The organism is Paenibacillus ehimensis NBRC 15659 (genome assembly GCF_004000785.1).
Taxonomy (GTDB): domain Bacteria; phylum Bacillota; class Bacilli; order Paenibacillales; family NBRC-103111; genus Paenibacillus_G; species Paenibacillus_G ehimensis.
Genome location: NZ_BILX01000060.1, coordinates 23,147 through 40,836, shown reverse-complemented (window position 1 = coordinate 40,836; position 17,690 = coordinate 23,147). Strand labels below are relative to the sequence as shown.

Sequence of the window (17,690 nt, the reverse complement as noted above, 5' to 3'; positions counted from 1 at the left end):
GCTGCCCGCGGGCGCTTCCGCTTGCGCCGTGATGCCGCCTGCCGCATCGCTTGCAGCCTCGTCCGCGGCCGTCCCGCCGGCTTCCGGCTCCGCCGCGGCCCAACCGGCGACGGCGGACGGGGCCACCTCGTGCTGCACGTCCTTATCGCTGCGGTCCTGCAGCACGACGCGCAGCGGCCATGCGCCGCCGGACTCCGCGGGCTCTTCGAGCTTCAGGCACGTGCGGAACGGCGTGCCGTCCGACTGCCAGCCGATGGAGATGAGCCAGTCCTCCTCGTCCATCCACAGCTCGGCCGCCTGGCCGCCGCCGCGTCCAAGCAGCGGAAACGAGCGCTCCAGCTGCTCCAGACTCTGGCGCATGACGCCGTCCTCCTGAATCCACGCCGGGATGAGCCGGTCCAGCCAATACTGCGCGACCGGCAAGGCGGACCAGGCCGCTGCCGCCTCGGGCAGCTGCAGCTTCCAGCCGAGCTCTCCGGCCTTCCACTTGGCGAAATCCGGCATGAAACGGCCGTGCGTCAGCGCTTCCTTGACATGGGGCGCAAGCTGCGTCAGCTCCTTCAGCTCGCGGCCGAAGGCGAGCCGTTGGTGCCGGACGACGCCCGGCGCCGCCAAATAGTCCAGCGCTTCCAGCGCAGGGAGCAGCACCCCTTCGACGTTCTGCGACTCGACGACCTCGATGAACGTTCCGTAGAAGGAAGGCTCGTGCCAAGCGAACAGCCAGTCCCGCAGATCATAAGCGTCGCATACGCCTCCGTTATAGCGGGCGCCCCACAGGAAGAAGCCGTCCTGCGGCGCCCAGCGCACATGGACGTGGATGAGGCCCGTATCGGTCATGGAATCCATTTTCCTTTCCTCAGCTCTTCCTGCAGCGCGCGCAGGCGCGAATATTTCATCGCCAGCCGATATATGAAGTCGTCCCAGTCGTTCGACCGGTTCAGTTTTTTATACAAGGTGTGCAGCTTTTTCAGCAGGCGTACGGCGTTTTTGTAGGCCGTCCGGTTTTTCTCGGCGATGCAACGCTCGACCGCCTGGTGAAACAGCGGCAGCATCAGCGACGGGTCATGTTTCTCGACCGTTTGCAAATCCAGCGAATACAAATCCAGCGGCGAGACGCGGTTCGAGAGCTGCAAATCGATCCAAGCCTTATAGCGCTGCGCCTTCATCAAGTAAGCCGTATAGAAATGATACGTCCGCGGCAGCAGCGCGATCATGACCGATACCCACTCGCCATCGTCGGTCTGTCGCTGCACCGCTTCCATCCAATACTGGCAAAACTGCCGCAGCTCCTCCTGCTGGGCCCGCTGCACGACCGGCAGCAGCCAGCGCAGCCAAGCCAGCATCCGGTCCCATGCTTCTTCCTCATAGCAGCGGTGCAGATAGAGGAAGTAGTCCCGCGCTTCCCGCTTGGACAGCCCTTCGAGCTTCTGCCGCGCCGCGTCGTCGTCGCCTTCGATCACGGCAAAATGCGCCTCCGCGAGCAGCAGCGCATCCCGCCGTCTCGGCATCAGATCCGGCGCATCCAGCATGCGCCGCAGCCGGGCGCGTTCCTCCGCCATCCATGCGGGAAAGGTTGTCATGCGCCACCAGACGCTGCGGTATACGGTAGACCACGACAACGGCGATTCCTTCCCCGACAGCGCCGCCTCCGCCAGCAGACCGAGCGTCTCCTTCCAGGGGGCCGAAGCTTTTTCGGCCAGAAGGGCGACATCGAGCCGGGGCACAAGCCGCAGCAGCTCCTCCAGACATTGGCGGCCGACCGTCCGGCAGCCCGTTTCAATATAATAGGAAAGGTAGGACGTTTTCGTCTCCTGATAAAACTGTTCGATTTTCCGCATCACGAAGAGCAGCACATGGAGCGTATACAGGTCCCGCAGCGGCTGCTCCCAGCCTTCGCCGTAGGGCAGCAGCTTTTCCTTGACCGCGCTGTAGAACAGCTCGATCGACTGCTGCTGGCCCAGGGAGAAGCCGTAAAACTGCTGGTCGAAAAACTTCTGCCACTGGGCCGGCGCCTGATCGGAGGCCGGAGGCTCGAAACGGTCCTGCCGCTTCTCCGCAGCCTTGGAGACCGCCGTCTGCTTGGCCTGCTGCCGCGAGCGCACGGCGATCGCCTGCTTGAGCTGCTGCAGAAGCAGCTCCGGACGGCCGAAGGGCGCGTACAGAGCGAAAGCGACTGCGGCCATGTGCTTGCAGTTGTCCCCGTCCGGGCAGCTGCATTCGCTTTTGCCGAACTGGTCCAGATCGAGAATCACTTCGTAGCGCTTCGTGCCGCGCACCAAAGCATGCACTTCCACGCCATCCTTCAGTTCCAGCTCCGCCACTTGCCCCTTGTGGTAATAAGCCCATCCGCGCTCAAGCCTGGCCGGGTCGAAATTGTCGCGCAGATGACCGATCAGTTCATTCATTCGATTTTTCGGAATCTGCAGCTTCAGCATGTTTCGCCCACCGCCCTTTTTGTCTATCCTTATAGTGTACCAGATTTTGCATCGAAATGCGTGCCGGATCCAAGCCGAAAATATGACTTTTTTTCTCGCAAAAGCGCTGCTTTCAGGACGCTTTGTTGCAGGGGCGGCGCGGTTGCGGGAGGTCCGGTTTCCGAGTACAATGAGTCAAAAGGATTGCCAAAAATGATTGCAGCTGCCGTCCGCCCGGCCGCGAGCCGCCGTCTCTTCAGAGAGCATGGACCTAAGGACAAGGGCGAAGCAGATACGCGGACACGACGACGGCGGCAACGGGAAAGGCGGAGAACCATGGGCATTAAATTCGGCAGGGAATACCGCGACATTATCGAAGATTTCACGGATGCGCTGCAGGGAATCGAGCGGTGTCACGAGTTTCTGGAAATGTCGGCCGAGGACTGGGGCGAATTGAACGAAGGCGAGCGGAAGGAGTGCATCAAGACGCTGGCCGACGACTTGTTTTACGGGCTCGGGACGGAAGCGCAGATGAGCGTCGGCGACTGTACCGTTACGCACGATCCGAAACGGCATGTCATCCGCATCGATCAAGGGGAAGCGCTAACAAGGGTCATACACTTGGTATAAGGGGGCGGCAGGGCATGGGGAGCAGGCTGACGGCGGAAGAAGTGAAGGCGAGGCTGTCCGGCCTCGAGGGCTGGTCGATGGAAGAGGGGAAGTGGCTGGTAAAAAAATACCGCTTCCCCGCCTTCGCGGGCAGCATCGCGTTTGTAAACCGGATCGCGGACATCGCGGAGGCTATGAACCATCACCCGATGATCGCCATCGATTATCGGGTGGTGACGCTTCGCTTGACGTCGTGGCATGCGGGCGGATTGACGGAGCTCGATTGTGCGAGCGTAGCCCGGTATGACGAGGCTTATGCCGGAAGCGCGGACGAACGCACGCCGTAGCGCTTGCCTTAACCTTCCGCTGCTGCCATAGCGGCAAGCACGCGCGCGCGCACTTCGGTCGGCAGCGGCTGCCGCAAGGCGGCCTCCAGCCGGTCCCGCCGGACGCCCTGCCGCTTCAGGCAGGCTTCGATGAGATCGGCTTTGCCGCCTCGTCCGGACATGAGCAGGTATAGCACGAACCAATCTTCCAGCGGCGTCAGCGGAATGGACACGCCCTCCAGCAGTTCGACCCGCGTGCTTTCGTCCCTGCGCCAATCCAACCGGTATACGCCTTCCGCGTGACGGATGCCGAACAAGCCTATGACATCGACCTCCGTGCCGAGTATGGTGTACTGGGTGAAATGCTTGGTACAGAAAGGCTCCTTCGGCTTCACGGCCTCGTGCGTTCCGAGACGGCTCAGCAGCTCGTGCGCCCGCAGCGCATCGTGCTCAGCGACGAGCAGGTCGATGTCGTTGGGGCGGTCGACGAGCCCGTGAAACCAGAGCATGGACGAGCCTCCAAGCCCCCAGTCGACGGCATTCCGGTTCAGCATGTCCGCGATCCGGAGCAGCGCTTCTTTGTTCATGCGATCGCCCCCTCTCCTTAGCTCGACCGGCTCAAAAATTCGCGAAGTTGCGCGATATGATGACGGTCATGCCAGACGAAATCCGGGATGTACTCCGAGATGACGAACGGCTTGCCATCCAGGTCCGGAAACGAGCGGCAAAATTCCGTCTCGGACAATCCTTCCAGCGCATCCGCAAGCCGGCTGCGCCATAAGACGAGCTCTTCTACGAGCTTGCCGCTGGTTTGGGTCCGCCCGTATTGTGCCGCCCGGGCATTAAACGCGTCGAAATCCAGTTGCTTCAGCGTCAGCGGCTTGCCTTCCGCGATTTTGCCGATGGCCGACTCGTAGAAATACTGGTCCCACAGCAGCAGGTGCCCGACCACTTCCTTCATCGTCCACTTGCCGGGCCCCAGAGGCTCGTCCCACGTCCGCGCATCCACGCTGCGGATTTCTTCCGCAAAAGCGAGCAGCCCGCGAAACTCGGGAAGCAGCTCGGCCTTCGATCGTTCGTTATTCCCCACAATCTTCTCCTCCTCGTCAATCGTGCCCGTCCATACCATGCAGTGAAACTCTCCGGACCCTTCCGGCGTCGGGCGTTCATACGTATCCGTGATGACAAAGCCGGCCCGCTCGTAAGTCCGGATGGCCCGTTGATTCCACGTGAGCACTTCCAGATCGATTTCGTTGCCCGGTGCGCTGCGCCTGGCCTCTTGAACGATGGCGCGGACAAACGCCGCGCCGCTGCCTTGGCCGCACAAGTCCGGCCGCAGTCCGAGCCCCAGACGCGTGACGCCGACCATCGGAAAAAACTGCACAAAGCCGCACAGCTCGCCGGATTCGTCAAGCACGGCCCGGTACTGCGCCTCGCGGATGCGCGGATCGCCGAATTCCTCGCCGCGCGCTACCATCTGCTCCCACGGGTCCCAATGGTACAAATCGTAAGGGGAAGGATACCTCCACGTACAGATGTCGCGTCCGTGATCTTCCCGCATCGGAACGAGACGGAAGCTTTTCGTTTCGTTATGCATCGTTCCTCCTGTTTTGCGCCGACGATTGCGCTTCCGCCGGGCATTTTTCCGTTGTATACTGATAACTATACCGTATTTCATCCCATCTAAGGAAGTGATTGGTTTGAAGCATATTGTAAGTCAACCGTGGCTCTTCGAGCATGGAACGGACGATCACATCGTCATCGCGGACTGCCGGTTCACGCTGGGGAAGCCGGAATCGGGGAAGCAAAGCTACGACATCGATCACATTCCCGGCGCGGTTTATTTTGATCTGGAGCGCGACCTGTCGGGTCCCATCACGAAGCACGGCGGGCGCCATCCGCTCCCTGACGTGCAGGAGCTTGCGGCGAAGCTGGGGCAAGCGGGCATCCATGCCGGCTCCACCGTCGTCGCTTACGACGATCAAGGCGGAGCGATGGCTTCGCGCTTGTGGTGGCTGCTCACCTACCTTGGCCACGACAAGGTGTATCTTTTGGACGGAGGCTACAGCAAGTGGAAGGAAGCGGGCTACCCCGTCACCGACGAGCCGCCGTTGCTGCGAGAGGCCGTATTTACGCCCCGCGTGCGTGAAGACATGGCTGTCAGCGTCGAGCAGGTCAAGGAACGGCTGAGTAAGCCCGGTGTGACTTTGATCGACTCCCGCGAAACGAAGCGCTACCTCGGCATTGAGGAGCCGATCGACCGGATAGCCGGACATATTCCCGGCGCGAAGTCGTATTTTTGGAAGGACGCCTTGGACGAGACCGGCGCTTGGAAGAACGAAGCTGCGCTGGCCGAGCGTTTCGACGGGCTCCGTCAGGCGGAGGAGATCATCGTCTACTGCGGCTCCGGCGTTACGGCCTGCCCGAATGTGATCGCGCTGAGCGAAGCGGGGCTGAACAATGTGAAGCTGTACCCCGGAAGCTGGAGCGACTGGATTTCGTATAGCGAGAATCCGATCGCGACGGGAGAAGAGTAAGAGCCGAAAGACCGCGTCCGACGCGGGGTGGAGGGCTGTGACAGGTTATGAGTAAGTGACCTGTTGCGGCCCTCTTTGGCATTCTCGTTCAACAGCTTACAAAAAGAGAAGCCGCAAGCGGCCTTGAGCCAACCACAGTCCGGCAGGATAGCATGCCCAACTGGAAACTTTCTAAGCGAGCCAGGAGGGTCCGTCTATGATATTTCGCAAAGACTCGAGCTGTCTTCTCAATTGTGAAACAAACAACCCCGGCCGAAGGGCAGGAGCCAGCACATCACATGCCGTTTTTCGCGCCATCGTCGCGCAACCTTACAAGAGTGTAAGGCAATGTCATCTAGATCAATGGTATCAATCTAGTTGCTCCTGTAAACTAATCCTATCCATCGATGGGATTAGTTTTTAGGGGGAGTTGGCGTGAGGCTTTTTGAAATGCTGCTATTCTTTTCAAGCGCTTGTTTGTTGGCGATCCTGTTCGTTTTCAATCAACGTATCCGAAGGTCAGCTTTGCTCCTGACAAGCGGAGCCGGCTCCATTTTTTTAGTGATACATTTGCTTGTCGAAGGATACAGGGTTCAGCTTTTATTTTTATACGGATTTACGATCCTGATGCTTATACTTTCGCTTATAGACGTTTTCCTAACGCAGGAAGCCGTTCGGACTGCCTCGCGAATCCGTAAGGTGCTGGGCCGCCTTTTTATCGTGATTGGGCTAATCGCAACGGCGTGCTTCCTTTATGTGTTTCCTGTATTCGACCTTCCGGCGCCAGTCGGCGAGTTGAAGGTAGGCACGCAAGTCTTTCATTTCGTCGATCCAAGCCGGGAGGAGACATTTGGCAAAACCGCGACAGGCAAGAGAGAATTGATGGTTCAGGTATGGTATCCGGCTCAAGCTGGCACCGGCAAGTACGCTCCCTTTATCCCCGATACCCGGATTTTACGTTATATGGCGGCGAACTATGGCCTTCCCGGGTTTACTTTTCAACACCTGAAGTACATATCCAGTCATGCTTATTCGGGGGCCGAAGTCTCTTCGGCACAGACTTCATACCCGCTGATCCTTGGCAATCCCGGCTTCGGTTCCTCCAGGTTCCTTCACACGTCGCAAGCCGAAAATCTCGCGAGTCACGGATATATCGTGGCCGTGATCGACCACGCCTACAATACATTTGCAACCGAGTTTCCGGACGGTCGAATCACGACCAGCACAACCAACGACTTATTCTCGCCCGACCATGATTACCGGACGGAAATCGGAAACCGCGACAAGTTGGGAAAAGTGTTAACCGTCGATGTGTCGTTTGCGCTGGACCAATTCGAGCTCATCCAATCGGGGCACATTCCAAGCCAGCTAAAAGGGAGGATTGATCTCGGCCATGTCGGGGTGTTCGGTCATTCCATCGGCGGAGCGACGGCCTATGACGCTGCTTACGATCCGCGAATCGCGGTTGGAATCGACATTGATGGAGGGCTTTATCGACTGCGTGACAGAGAGGGTCTGCGAAAGCCGTTTTTGTTCATGAACTCGGAAAGCGGATTCGAAAGATTAAAAATGGTGATGGATAACCGGGTCTACACGGATGCAGAGCTTAAACGTATGGGCGTAACAAGAGAGTGGGTGGATCAAGAAACGGAAGACAAAAAGTTGGAGCTTGAACGGATGCGCGAAACGGTTGCTGCAGGCGGACAAGTCCTCTATATCGACAATACGGAGCATTTGAATTTTGCCGACGTACAGTTCATTTCTCCGATTTTCAAAATGCTCGGCATGACAGGAAAGATTGCGCCCGAAAGAGCGAACTCCGTTATCAATTCCTATATGCTGGATTTCTTCGATATGTATTTGAAAAATCAAGGCGGAAACTTAATGAAAGGACCGGATAGCCGCTTTCCGGAGGTGAAGTTCGTAACCTCGCTATTATAATTACGGAACAGGCTGCTGATTTTGCGGCAGCCTGTTCTCTAGGAGCTATCGTACCCGTTCCTTAAGCGTGGCTGCCAAATATGCCAGCAACCTTCGTATGTTGAGCTCTCATACCCATTGTGTCTACTTTCTTGACAGAGGTTCAGATATAGAAGACGGCTTGAAAGTTTTATAAGACCGGCATGGGCTGGCTTTTTCTTTTTTCCCAAAGTTAATTAATCCTGCTTCAGCTTGTTCATCTCTTCCAGAGTCATCGCGTTGCACTGTTTGATAAAATCGAGGATCACGCGCAGCTCCTGTTCGCTATAGCCCAATAAAATGTTGTGCGTTGCCTGAAAGACCGAGTCGAATAGCGGGGGAATCGTTTCGGATTCCCGGCCGGTAGGCTTGACGACAACGCGCCTGCGGTCGTTCGGGTCCTTGTCCCTCACTACATATCCCGCCTGTTCCAGCCGGTCGATGACGTTCGTGACCGCCCCCGTGGTCAAACCGGTTAACTCGGCCAATCGCCCGGCGGTTACCGGTCCGGCGCTGTTCAGAAAGTCGAGGCACTTGTGATCCGTGGCGTTCAGTCCGAGCTTCTCGGAGATGAGCTGGTGGAACATGACGGCCCGCGCGCTATTTTGGCGCAATTCGAGGAGCAGTTCCTGCTGCAAGGGAGTAAGCTGCGGGACAGCATGATTGCGTTGATCGCTTGACATAAGGAGACCTCCGGTATAAGATGAAAATATCTTAATTGATTAAGATATAAATTTTATTAAGAAAATTTATACATTAAGTATTTATCTGGTCAACAGTATATCACAATCGGAAGGCGCAGCCAAAAATCCAATGATCGAGAGGACGGAACCGGAAATGGATAATCACCAAAAAGATATACAAGCGATGCAGGAATTATTTACGGCGTTAAGCGATGCCTGGAATCGGGGCGACGGAGCCGCATTTGGCGAATGCTTCACGGAGGACGCGGATTACGTGACGTTTATGGGGCAGCATTTAAAAGGGAGGAAGCAGATCGCGGAGGTCCATCAGTGGTTATTTAACGGTCCGCTCCAAGGGTCAACCTTGGAATCCAGTGCTGCCGCCGAATTACGGCCGCGGTTTGTCACCCCGGACGTGGCGATTGTCCATGGAATCGGGGAGGCGAAATTGGCTGATCCGGCGCAGGACTCCATGGACCGGGGATCCATCAATACGAACGTGGTGGTCAAACGAAACGGAGTGTGGAAAATTACAGCGTTCCACAATTGCCGCATTCAAGAAATTCCGGGAGGCAGGGCTTAAGTTTTTGTAACCTTTGTGCGCTCCTTCGGCACCTTATCCTGGAGTGGTGATGAAAGGGGGCGAAACTCCCATGCAGCAGTGGATTGAACGGGCAAAACAGGGAAACCGGGAAGCTTTTGACCTGATCGTCCGGCGTTTCGAAGCGATGGCTTATGCGGTTGCGTACGAGAGGCTGCGTGATTCCCATTTGGCGGAGGATGCCGTGCAGGAGGCGTTTGCGGAAGCTTTTATCCATTTGCGCAAGCTCAAGGAAGCGGATGCTTTTCCCGGATGGTTCAAAACGATCGTGATTCGTCAATGTCATCGTCTTGTGCGGAGGAAGCGGCATCCAACGGTGCCGTTCGATCAATTGGCCCAAACGATCGGGAGACAGCCAAGCGTACCGGAGATTGTCGAAAGAAAAGAAATGCAGCAATGCCTTCATGATTCCATAGCCGCTTTATCGTCCAACTTGCGCGTCACGGTCCAACTGTTTTATTTTCACGGCTACTCTCTGCCAGAGATTTCCGCTTATTTGGGTACGCCTGTTCCGGTGTTGAAAAAGCGGCTCTTCGACGCCCGCGCGAAGCTGAAAGGAAAGCTTCCCGTGGCCGATTTCGTCTCCGTGTTTCATCAATTGTACGAAGGAGGGAAACGAATGCTGCACATTGTCAATGGCGATACCGTCGCGGAGAAGCTGCGGCAGGGCGTTGTCCAAGGCGACATTCTTGTCTGGAGAGAGGTATATCCCGAAGGACCGGTATTTATCGATTCTGCCGAGGAAACCAATCGTTCGGTTCGGGCGCGTTATTTGGAGCAGGCGATGGGAATTCCGAGTGCGGAATTTGTACGTCTAAGCGAAGAGCAGGAGAAGGTTCGCGCAGACTTTCGGAAATACGAGGAAATTGTGCTGTGGTTCGAGCATGATCTGTTCGATCAGACGATGCTGTGCTGTTTGCTTCATTGGTTCGCGCAGCAGTCGTTAGGCGCAACAAAGCTAAGCTTGCTGTGCATCGGGGCCTTCCCGGGAATTGAGCTTTTTCGGGGATTGGGGCAGCTGTCTGTGAATCAAATGGCGACCTTGTCCGGCACCTGGCAAGCGATCGGCAAGGAGCAGCTCGAATTGGGCACAATCGTCTGGGAGGCTTACTGCGCTCCGGACCCGGGCAAGTTAGTTCAACTGCTTGAAGAGGGCGATACCTCCGGGCTGCCCTATGTGCGCGACGCTTTTCGGCTTCATTTATCGCGGTTTCCCTCGACCCGGAACGGACTTGGCATTGTAGAACAAACCACGCTGGAGATGGTTCGCGACGGGACGACTTCGCCGCTGGATTTGTTCGGACATATAGGAAATCAGCTTCATGGGCTGGGCATGGGGGATCTTCAATATTGGCATCGCTTGGCTAAACTATCGCAAGGTCCGCACTCCTTGTTGAAGCTCGAAGGCTTGAGCGCATTTCCAGGCTATAAGGACCCGGCGTCGCCATTACGTCAGAGTACGGTTGCATTGACGGAAGCGGGCAGAAAAGTACTGGACGGGGAAGAGGATTGGATTGCTTTAAACGGAATCGACGAATGGTACGGCGGCGTACATCTGCAGGGCCGTTCGATCCCATGGCGCTGGGATGCATCCCAAAACACGCTCGTTCCGGGGACAATCGCTGACGGGCAGCATTGACAGAATGCCAAAATCATCCTATAATACCCACAATACCTAGTTAATAAGTTGGTTTTAAGGGGAAAGCGGAACGCACCCGATAATCAAAGGAGAGTATTCCATGGCCGCGGTTCAAACCTTCAAAGCAACAGCACATTTGCAAGACGGAGTGAAAGTAAAGGCCCGTTCCAGACAGTTCGAGCTGACCATCGACGAGCCAAAAAGCTTGGGCGGAACGGATACCGGAATGAATCCGGTAGAGGCGCTCTTGGCCTCGTTAGGGGCTTGCCAATCGATCGTAGCCAGAGTCTATGCGCCCAAGTTTGGAGTCAAGCTCGACGATTTCCAAGTAGAGGTGGAGGGCGATCTTGATCTCGACGGTTTTTTCAACCGGTCGGACGTTCGTCCGGGTTACTCCGAAATCCGCTATACGTTTCGGATTAAAACCGATTCGCCGAAGGACAAGGTGGAGGAATTTATCCGATTCATCGAGAGCAAATGTCCGGTCGGAGATACCATCGCCAACCCGGTCAGTCTTAAATTAAACAGCATCGTTATCGAGAGCTAAGAGACATGGGGAAAATCCGCGGGTGACGCGGATTGAAGAGCTGCAGCAGGCTGCCGTCGGGCGTCTGCGCAGCTCTTTTTTCCGGCACTTATTCCTGGCTCCCATAGCGACAAATTACAGGATTACGGATGCCCAGCCCCCGACCTGCCTTCCGAGGCGAACCGCAGGGCGCGGCTGATCAGCACCGGGAGCACCGAGACATGCCCCTCGCCCTCGAACTCATGGAACTTCACGCGCACTCCCCGGCTCGCCAGCGCAGACAGCCGTTCCGCCAGCTCCTTCGCATTGTCGTTCATATGGCTGTGATGATGTTTCTCGTGTTCCCCAACCGCCAGCAGCACACCGACACTGCAGGGCTCGCTCTCCATGCGGGAGGCGAACTGCCTTTCTTCTTCCAGCAGGGCGCTTTTGCCCCAATGAATGGAAGGACTTCCTGCGACGTACGTCTGGAACGTCCCCGGCCTTGTAAAAAGCGCATGCAGCGCGAAGAGGCCGCCAAGCGAATGGCCGAAAATCGTTTGCCTGCCGCGGTCGATGCTGAACTCGCGTTCGATCTCCGGCTTCAGGTCCTCTTCGATGAAATTCAAGAAAGCCTCCGCTCCGCCCAGCTCCGGCCATGCCGTTCCGCGCGGACTTTGAGGCAGCTCCGCTGCGGGTACGGGCATCGTGAAATCGTAATAGCGGGCGTTCGAAAACGGCCCTTCCGTATCGTAGCCGATGCCGACGATTACGGCAGGTGCGACTCCGGTCTTCTCCGGCCGTCTCGACTGCAATCGGATCGCCTCGGCCATCGTACCGAATACGGAATTCGCATCGAGCAAATAGATGACCGGGTATCCCGAAGGAGGCGGCTCGACGTCCGGCTTGGCTACGAAAATGCGATACTCGCGATTTTCCGCCCGCGAGCGCATCATGCGCTGTTCTGTTCGAGGAAGGGTCACTAAGCCTCCGGCGGCAGTCTTTCCCTCTGTGGCGGATGATTCCCTTGTTTGGTCGACCACCGTATTCCTTCCTCCCTGATTCTACATTTCGGATTCAATAAAATTTCCCGCCAAGGACGATCATGTCCCAAATTATAAAGCACGGCCCCTCTGCAGAGCCATGGACGATATCCGGAAATCTTTTGGGTCCTCTTCGGAAAATAGCGAACGGAGGCCTGCAACCGGGGGAAAGGCGCTGGCAAGGCGAAGAAGAAATAGGTCTAATTTACCAGAAATTTTGACAAATTGTGTCGAAAATCACATTGAAATGCCCTGCTTTTACCAGATATCATAGAGTACATGCCGAATGGACGGGAAAACCGTTGTATGCGCGTATATATTTTTTAACGGGAGAGGAAGTTTTGGTATGCTGACAAATTCAGAGCTTCGCCGGATGGCGAGGGAAAGCTTGCAAGGGAACTGGGTGAACGCGGTTCTTGGCTTTTTCATTTATGGGGTGATTCTTTCCGTGCTGGTTAACATTCCGTTGATCGGATGGATCGGCGCTATTGTGATTACCGGACCCTTGACGTTCGGCCTGTACGGTTATTTCCTGGGCACGGTTCGCGGCGAATTGACGTCGGTCAGCAATTTGTTCGACGGGTTCAATAACAACCAGTTCGGAAATGCCTTAGTTTTAAACATCGTATCGAGCATCTTCATTTTTTTGTGGTCGCTGCTTCTTTTTGTACCGGGGATTATTGCGGCTCTGAGCTATTCGCTGGCGTATTTCATTATGCGCGATAATCCGGGAATGCCGGCCCTCGAAGCCCTGCGTCAAAGCAAGGAAATGATGAGGGGACACAAGAGCCGGCTGTTCATGCTTTACTTGAGCTTTATCGGGTGGATTCTGCTCGGGATGATTCCGTTCGGCATCGGCTTGCTTTGGGTGCATCCGTACATCTATGCGGCGGTGGCTGCTTTCTATGAGGAATTGAAGAACCAGAATTATGCCACGCCCTATGAGGAAGCGCCTCGCAGCTATACTCTCTAATTTGCCGTAATCGTAGGCAACCTGGAGCGGGCTGCCGGCAGGCGTATGACCCGAACAGAGCTGTCTCCGTCGAATGACGTCAGGCAGCTCTGTTTTTTTGGCGTTCATTCAATGTTTTCGTTCCGCAAACGTCTGACAACAGGTGTCCGTGATGCCCGAGGCCGAATCCTGATGGCGGGAATCGTAGGCTGCGCCGTCCTTCGTCTGAGGCTGCGGCCTATCCGCATGCTTGTTCACTTCAATCATAATGACCTCCGCACTGCAGTTATTGCCCTGCTCCCAATATTCGCAGTTGGCAATGCTGCATTTCACCAATGGATTTTCCATGTCCATCACCTCACCCTTGTTTACCCGCGATGTCGCTCCGTGAACCACCGGCCCAACTGCCGTACCAAGGGAGGAGCGCTTTCATCCGCTAAAAGACAGAAAGCCCTGCAGGCTTGTCCGGCCGGCTGTTCGTTGGAACGAACGCAGAGCAGACAAACGCTGAGGGCTTTCGAAGGTACGGGAAACTTCCGTTGAGATAGCAAATTTACTTGTCCGTCATCACTTGCTTGTACTGCTCGTCCGACAGGACGCGCCGCGCCGTGACGTAACGCTTGGCGTAGTAGGAGTCACTGAGTTTCGTGACGGTGACGCCTTGATCCGTAGCGGAGTGATAGAACTTGCCTTCGCCTACGTATACGCCTACGTGGGAGATCCCTTTACCGTCGGTGTTGAAGAACACCAGGTCGCCGGGACGAAGCTGGTCTTTGGCCACCTCGGTACCAAGCTCGGCTTGGCCTTTGGACGTATGCGGCAGATCGACGCCGAATTTGTCGAATACCCACGAAGTATAGCCCGAGCAATCGAAGCCTTTGGTCGTGGTGCCCGCGTACTTGTAGGGCGTACCCATAGCCTCGTTAACCGCTGAGCTTAGTGGGGTTTCAGCAAAGACGCTACCGACCGAAATGCTGCAAAACAGGGTCAAAGAAAATGCAAAACCTACAAGCTTTTTCAAAGAAGTTTCCCCTTCCGGTGCCTACGAGGTTAGCTTGAGGGTTCGGTTGAAGGTACCCTATGATCACTCTACTGCGAGATCAATTCACCCAAAAATGGATCCCCCGTTTTCTGCGAACAGAAATTCGGCAAAATTTTCTTTTTTTAATCCGAGTACATATATTCGAGCAAACATGACGTTTTCCTCCCTTTGTCACATAATTGTCACAAAATCAATGTTTATTTATGAAACTTTTTGTTTAGAAGCCAAAAAGAACGTCATCTCCCGGCAGTTCCGGAAGACGGCGTTCTCGTATTTTGGCATTATTTTTACGTTGAAGTGAAGCTCCGGGTTAGGCCTTTTCCGCCCAAAGCGCATACTGCGTGCCGATCGCCCATACCTTGAAGAACATCTGCACCAGCCGGTACGCCTGCATGAGAACGAGCGCTGCGAAACCCGCCCACCAGAAAGACGACACGACCACGGCGGCGGACAGCACAAGCGACAGAGCGGCGACGGCCAGCGCCGCCAGCGCGATGGCCGGCAGATGCCGGAAGGCGAACAGCAGCGTGTACAGCGTGGACCTTCCGTCGGTTTTGCCGATCTGCAGGAACAGAAACAGCAGCTGCAGCAGAAACAGGTAGACGGCGTACAAGGCCAAGGCGGGCAGCAGCGCTTGCCCCAGCGAAGCGTAGGAGGCCTGTACGGCGAATTGCTTCGCGGCGTGAGGCGCAAGCCAGTAAAGCGGGCCAAGCGACAGGACGAGCTGGAGCGCATACAGCCCGAGGAACGGGAAGAACAGCTTGCGGGCGCCGGCCACAAACCGGTAGCCTGCATTCAGCTCCCGGTGCCGAAGGGAGTAGAAGACCCCAGCGTTCAGCGCGGGATGCAGCAGCATCCGGAGCCCGAGCAGCCCGAGCCCCGTCCATAGGTACGGTACGAGCAGGTCGGTTTTCATCAGCTGAAACTGGCCCTCCACCCAAAACAGCCGTACCGACTCGCCGGAAAGCGCTCCGCCGGGATACCGGTGAAGGAGGGGGAGCACGACCGACTGAACGAGCTTATACAAGACGACGCCCCAGAGCAGATTGTAGAAGAATAGCGCGAAGACGGCGAACGGCTGATGCCAGGCGATTGCCCAGCCCTTTTTGATCCGATTCCACATGTTCTTCACCTCACCAGACGACCCAGCCGAACAAGGTCTCCAAAAATTTGACGATCCCCATGTTCCATCGAATGGACAGCTTGGTATCGACCTCCGTTTTCATAAAGCTGTTGATCCGCTTGTTTTCCAGAACGATCGAATGCTGCGGATCAAGCGATACCCAAGCGAGCGGCGAGGCGTGATTCAGCTTCATGATCACTTCGCTGTCGACGCCGTCCCACGTCTTCTCAAGCTCCGAGCCGTCGGCGAAGCGAAAGCGGATCGGCACATTGTGGTAGGTCCCGCCCAGCTTGCGCAGCTGCACGCTGTTCTCATAGACGGGCTGCCCGTTTTCGGCCGCTCTCCGGACCTTGATTCCGGTTACCGCATAGTCGACCATCATGCCGTTATAGATGTATTGATTGAAAAAATCCTGCCAGCTTGTTTTCGTCACGTCCTCGACCGTCCTTTGAAAATCGGCCGTGCCCGGATGCTTGAACTTCCAGCGCTGGAAATAGGTGCGCATGATTTTATCCATCGTCTCCACTCCGGCCTGTCGTTCCATCGCCTTGAGCACGAGCTTGGCGCGGGTATAGACGTTCTCGGCGTATTGATTGTGTCCGCCGTAGCTCCACGAGTTCAGCTTGAGCGCCGCCGGATTCGTAATGTAGCTCGATTCGACGAGCAGGTTCGGGCGAACGCCGTATTCCGCCTCCATGATCCGGTCCTCGGCATACGAGGTGAAGCCTTCGTCGAGCCAGGCTTCCTCGAATTCGTTGCTGGCCACCATGCCGTACCAGAACTGATGGCCGATCTCATGCACGACGACCCGTTCAAGCTCCAGCGTAGGATTCTCTTCATTAGCGCCCCAGGCGGTAATGAGCGTCGGATATTCCATGCCTCCGGCGCCGTTGCCCTCAGCTGGCGGCACGACGATCGACAAGGTCGAGTACGGGTAGCTGCCGTACCACTGGGAATAGCGGGCCAGCGCTTTTTTGGCGGCGGTCATGTAGCGGGCCTTGAGAGGCTCGTGCTTCGGATCGAGATACAGCTTGATGCGGACGCCCGGCAGATGGGGAGTCGCGTAAGGCTCTTCGAAATAAACGAAATGCGGCGAGGCCGACCAGGCGAAATCATGCACGTCGTCGGCGTAGAAGGTGTAGGTTCTGGTTTTGCCGTCGTCGGCGACCGGTTTGGTGGGAAAGCCGGTGGCCGCTACGGTATAAGTGGAGGGAACCTTCAGCTTGACGTCGAAGATGCCGAAGTCCGAATAAAATTCCGAGTTGCCGTGATACTGGTGCAGGTTCCAGCCTTCGTCCGCCCGCCCGCGGACCCCTTTGGGCTCATAGACGGCAACCTTTGGAAACCATTGGCCGGCCATGACAAAATCTCCGGCATACCCCATCCGGGCGAACACCTGCGGCAGCTTGACCGAAAAATCGGTGCGAAGCGTTACCCGCTCGCCGGGTCCGACCGCTTTGGGCAGCGGCACCTTGATCAGCGTTCGGTCATCCTTGTTTCCGTCGTCCGGCTGGACGTATTCAATCCGGTCGCCGAGCTCGATTTCGTTGCCGTCGAGCGTCTTGATCGAGCTGACGGTCATGCCTCCGAAGCTGCCATCCTTGCTCGCGTCCTGCCGCAGCTTCCCGCCGGACTCCTTCATGAAGGTCGTTTTCTTCGATTCGAAGGCGTTCGGATATAAATGAAAATACAATTCCTGAACGGGCACGCTTCCAGGGTTTTTCCAGGTGAGCGCCGACGTGCCGCGAATCGATTTGCCCTGCGCGTCCAGCTCCGCGCTCAGATGATATTCCACGATTCGCTCGCTAAGCGGCTTCGGAGCCGGCTTCTCCGCCGGGCGTGCCGGCAGGCTGGGCGGCGCGGGCGGAGGCGCGGCCGGTTCGTTCAGACGCGCGCTGGCCGGGCGCGCCCCGCCGGAAGGCAGGAAGATCCCCGTAGACGAGCCGTCCGCTTGTCCTTTGGCGGCAGGCCAGCGGGGCGCGGCGACGACGGCGCGCCCCGTCGTCGAGGGGACGGGCTTGAGCATCGTCAGCGGGTTCGCCGGTTCGTCTACAGGAAAAACGGAAGGAATGGCGGCATCTGCAGGCAGCATCCACCCTGCGGCCGATGTTGCCGGCTGCGGACCGGATTCCGGCAGGACGTTCGTCAGCAGCGTGGCCGTGAAGGTAAGAGCAAAGATCGAGCCCCATGTTGCGGTTCGGTAGCCGAGTCGTATTTTCATCCAATATTCACCCCGTTGACAAGCATCTACAGCATGTATATGTGGGGGGGACGAGGA

Annotated in this window: 16 protein-coding genes, 3 pseudogenes and 1 riboswitch; of the genes and pseudogenes, 8 read left to right on the top strand and 11 right to left on the bottom strand. The window is 56.7% G+C overall.

Going from position 1 to position 17,690, the window contains the following annotated elements; translation table 11 throughout:
• Both PEH01S_RS25695 and PEH01S_RS25690 read right to left on the bottom strand, forming a co-directional pair.
• Positions 1–837: pseudogene (locus tag PEH01S_RS25695) on the bottom strand (DEAD/DEAH box helicase); the annotation flags it as partial.
• Positions 834–2,435, bottom strand: coding sequence for an SWIM zinc finger family protein (locus tag PEH01S_RS25690; protein WP_127488854.1), 1,602 nt, complete (start codon positions 2,433–2,435; stop codon positions 834–836). The gene PEH01S_RS25690 and the pseudogene PEH01S_RS25695, both read right to left, overlap by 4 nt.
• Positions 2,436–2,750: 315 nt before the next feature.
• On the opposite strand from PEH01S_RS25690, the gene PEH01S_RS25685 reads away from it, so the two are divergent.
• Both PEH01S_RS25685 and PEH01S_RS25680 read left to right on the top strand, forming a co-directional pair.
• Positions 2,751–3,044, top strand: a complete 294-nt coding sequence (locus PEH01S_RS25685; protein ID WP_025851971.1) for a hypothetical protein — start codon at positions 2,751–2,753, stop codon at positions 3,042–3,044.
• A 14-nt stretch (positions 3,045–3,058) separates the two neighbouring features.
• Complete coding sequence (locus PEH01S_RS25680) at positions 3,059–3,370, top strand: 4a-hydroxytetrahydrobiopterin dehydratase (protein WP_127488852.1); 312 nt, start codon at positions 3,059–3,061, stop codon at positions 3,368–3,370.
• Between the two features lie 8 nt (positions 3,371–3,378).
• Here PEH01S_RS25680 and PEH01S_RS25675 read toward each other — a convergent pair whose 3' ends face one another.
• The 3 genes and pseudogenes from PEH01S_RS25675 to PEH01S_RS35570 form a co-directional block, all read right to left on the bottom strand.
• On the bottom strand, positions 3,379–3,936 hold the full coding sequence (locus PEH01S_RS25675; protein WP_127488850.1) for a nucleotidyltransferase family protein: 558 nt from the start codon (positions 3,934–3,936) through the stop codon (positions 3,379–3,381).
• Positions 3,937–3,953: 17 nt separating this feature from the next.
• Positions 3,954–4,370 (bottom strand): annotated as a pseudogene (locus PEH01S_RS35575) (DinB family protein); the annotation flags it as partial.
• A 93-nt stretch (positions 4,371–4,463) separates the two neighbouring features.
• Positions 4,464–4,946 (bottom strand): annotated as a pseudogene (locus PEH01S_RS35570) (GNAT family N-acetyltransferase); the annotation flags it as partial.
• A 103-nt stretch (positions 4,947–5,049) separates the two neighbouring features.
• Between PEH01S_RS35570 and PEH01S_RS25665 the strand changes: the two are divergent.
• On the top strand, positions 5,050–5,886 hold the full coding sequence (locus tag PEH01S_RS25665) for a sulfurtransferase (RefSeq protein ID WP_127488848.1): 837 nt from the start codon (positions 5,050–5,052) through the stop codon (positions 5,884–5,886).
• 414 nt (positions 5,887–6,300) lie between these two features.
• The gene (locus tag PEH01S_RS25660; RefSeq protein WP_127488846.1) at positions 6,301–7,806 is read left to right on the top strand and encodes an alpha/beta hydrolase family protein; all 1,506 of its coding nucleotides are present in this window, start codon (positions 6,301–6,303) and stop codon (positions 7,804–7,806) included.
• Between the two features lie 215 nt (positions 7,807–8,021).
• Here the strand turns inward: PEH01S_RS25660 and PEH01S_RS25655 are convergent, their stop codons facing one another.
• Positions 8,022–8,507: a MarR family transcriptional regulator gene (locus tag PEH01S_RS25655; protein WP_127488844.1), complete on the bottom strand. Its 486-nt coding sequence runs from the start codon at positions 8,505–8,507 to the stop codon at positions 8,022–8,024.
• Between the two features lie 154 nt (positions 8,508–8,661).
• Here PEH01S_RS25655 and PEH01S_RS25650 point away from each other — a divergent pair, with 154 nt between their 5' ends.
• The 3 genes from PEH01S_RS25650 to PEH01S_RS25640 all read left to right on the top strand — a co-directional run bounded on the left by PEH01S_RS25650 (position 8,662) and on the right by PEH01S_RS25640 (position 11,294).
• Positions 8,662–9,090: an SgcJ/EcaC family oxidoreductase gene (locus PEH01S_RS25650; protein WP_127488842.1), complete on the top strand. Its 429-nt coding sequence runs from the start codon at positions 8,662–8,664 to the stop codon at positions 9,088–9,090.
• Positions 9,091–9,160: 70 nt separating this feature from the next.
• A complete protein-coding gene (locus PEH01S_RS25645) occupies positions 9,161–10,747 on the top strand; it encodes a sigma-70 family RNA polymerase sigma factor (protein WP_127488840.1) in 1,587 nt (528 codons plus the stop codon).
• A 100-nt stretch (positions 10,748–10,847) separates the two neighbouring features.
• Positions 10,848–11,294 (top strand): OsmC family protein, encoded by a 447-nt coding sequence (locus tag PEH01S_RS25640; RefSeq protein WP_025851960.1) that lies wholly within the window; start codon positions 10,848–10,850, stop codon positions 11,292–11,294.
• Between the two features lie 122 nt (positions 11,295–11,416).
• Here PEH01S_RS25640 and PEH01S_RS25635 read toward each other — a convergent pair whose 3' ends face one another.
• Positions 11,417–12,235, bottom strand: a complete 819-nt coding sequence (locus PEH01S_RS25635; protein WP_127488856.1) for an alpha/beta hydrolase — start codon at positions 12,233–12,235, stop codon at positions 11,417–11,419.
• A 406-nt stretch (positions 12,236–12,641) separates the two neighbouring features.
• Here PEH01S_RS25635 and PEH01S_RS25630 point away from each other — a divergent pair, with 406 nt between their 5' ends.
• Positions 12,642–13,268 (top strand): DUF975 family protein, encoded by a 627-nt coding sequence (locus tag PEH01S_RS25630; protein WP_025851958.1) that lies wholly within the window; start codon positions 12,642–12,644, stop codon positions 13,266–13,268.
• Positions 13,269–13,376: 108 nt separating this feature from the next.
• Here PEH01S_RS25630 and PEH01S_RS25625 read toward each other — a convergent pair whose 3' ends face one another.
• From PEH01S_RS25625 to PEH01S_RS25610, 4 genes are all read right to left on the bottom strand, one after another.
• Positions 13,377–13,595: a DUF1540 domain-containing protein gene (locus PEH01S_RS25625; protein WP_025851957.1), complete on the bottom strand. Its 219-nt coding sequence runs from the start codon at positions 13,593–13,595 to the stop codon at positions 13,377–13,379.
• A 205-nt stretch (positions 13,596–13,800) separates the two neighbouring features.
• Entirely contained in the window at positions 13,801–14,268 is a 468-nt protein-coding gene (locus PEH01S_RS25620; RefSeq protein WP_127488838.1) for a C40 family peptidase, read from the bottom strand.
• 3 nt (positions 14,269–14,271) lie between these two features.
• A riboswitch (cyclic di-AMP (ydaO/yuaA leader) is annotated at positions 14,272–14,408 on the bottom strand.
• Positions 14,409–14,599: 191 nt separating this feature from the next.
• Positions 14,600–15,412, bottom strand: a complete 813-nt coding sequence (locus PEH01S_RS25615) for a hypothetical protein (protein ID WP_174807172.1) — start codon at positions 15,410–15,412, stop codon at positions 14,600–14,602.
• A 10-nt stretch (positions 15,413–15,422) separates the two neighbouring features.
• Entirely contained in the window at positions 15,423–17,633 is a 2,211-nt protein-coding gene (locus PEH01S_RS25610) for a M1 family metallopeptidase (protein WP_127488834.1), read from the bottom strand.
• Positions 17,634–17,690: the final 57 nt, after the last annotated feature.

Excerpts from the sequence above, each read along its gene's own strand:
- PEH01S_RS25610 (WP_127488834.1), bottom strand. The coding sequence starts at position 17,633 with ATGAAAATACGACTCGGCTACCGAACCGCAACATGGGGCTCGATCTTT.
- PEH01S_RS25625 (WP_025851957.1), bottom strand. The coding sequence starts at position 13,595 with ATGGAAAATCCATTGGTGAAATGCAGCATTGCCAACTGCGAATATTGG.
- PEH01S_RS25650 (WP_127488842.1), top strand. The coding sequence starts at position 8,662 with ATGGATAATCACCAAAAAGATATACAAGCGATGCAGGAATTATTTACG.
- PEH01S_RS25615 (WP_174807172.1), bottom strand. The coding sequence starts at position 15,412 with ATGTGGAATCGGATCAAAAAGGGCTGGGCAATCGCCTGGCATCAGCCG.
- PEH01S_RS25630 (WP_025851958.1), top strand. The coding sequence starts at position 12,642 with ATGCTGACAAATTCAGAGCTTCGCCGGATGGCGAGGGAAAGCTTGCAA.
- PEH01S_RS25685 (WP_025851971.1), top strand. The coding sequence starts at position 2,751 with ATGGGCATTAAATTCGGCAGGGAATACCGCGACATTATCGAAGATTTC.
- PEH01S_RS25675 (WP_127488850.1), bottom strand. The coding sequence starts at position 3,936 with ATGAACAAAGAAGCGCTGCTCCGGATCGCGGACATGCTGAACCGGAAT.
- PEH01S_RS25640 (WP_025851960.1), top strand. The coding sequence starts at position 10,848 with ATGGCCGCGGTTCAAACCTTCAAAGCAACAGCACATTTGCAAGACGGA.
- PEH01S_RS25655 (WP_127488844.1), bottom strand. The coding sequence starts at position 8,507 with ATGTCAAGCGATCAACGCAATCATGCTGTCCCGCAGCTTACTCCCTTG.
- PEH01S_RS25645 (WP_127488840.1), top strand. The coding sequence starts at position 9,161 with ATGCAGCAGTGGATTGAACGGGCAAAACAGGGAAACCGGGAAGCTTTT.
- PEH01S_RS25680 (WP_127488852.1), top strand. The coding sequence starts at position 3,059 with ATGGGGAGCAGGCTGACGGCGGAAGAAGTGAAGGCGAGGCTGTCCGGC.
- PEH01S_RS25690 (WP_127488854.1), bottom strand. The coding sequence starts at position 2,435 with ATGCTGAAGCTGCAGATTCCGAAAAATCGAATGAATGAACTGATCGGT.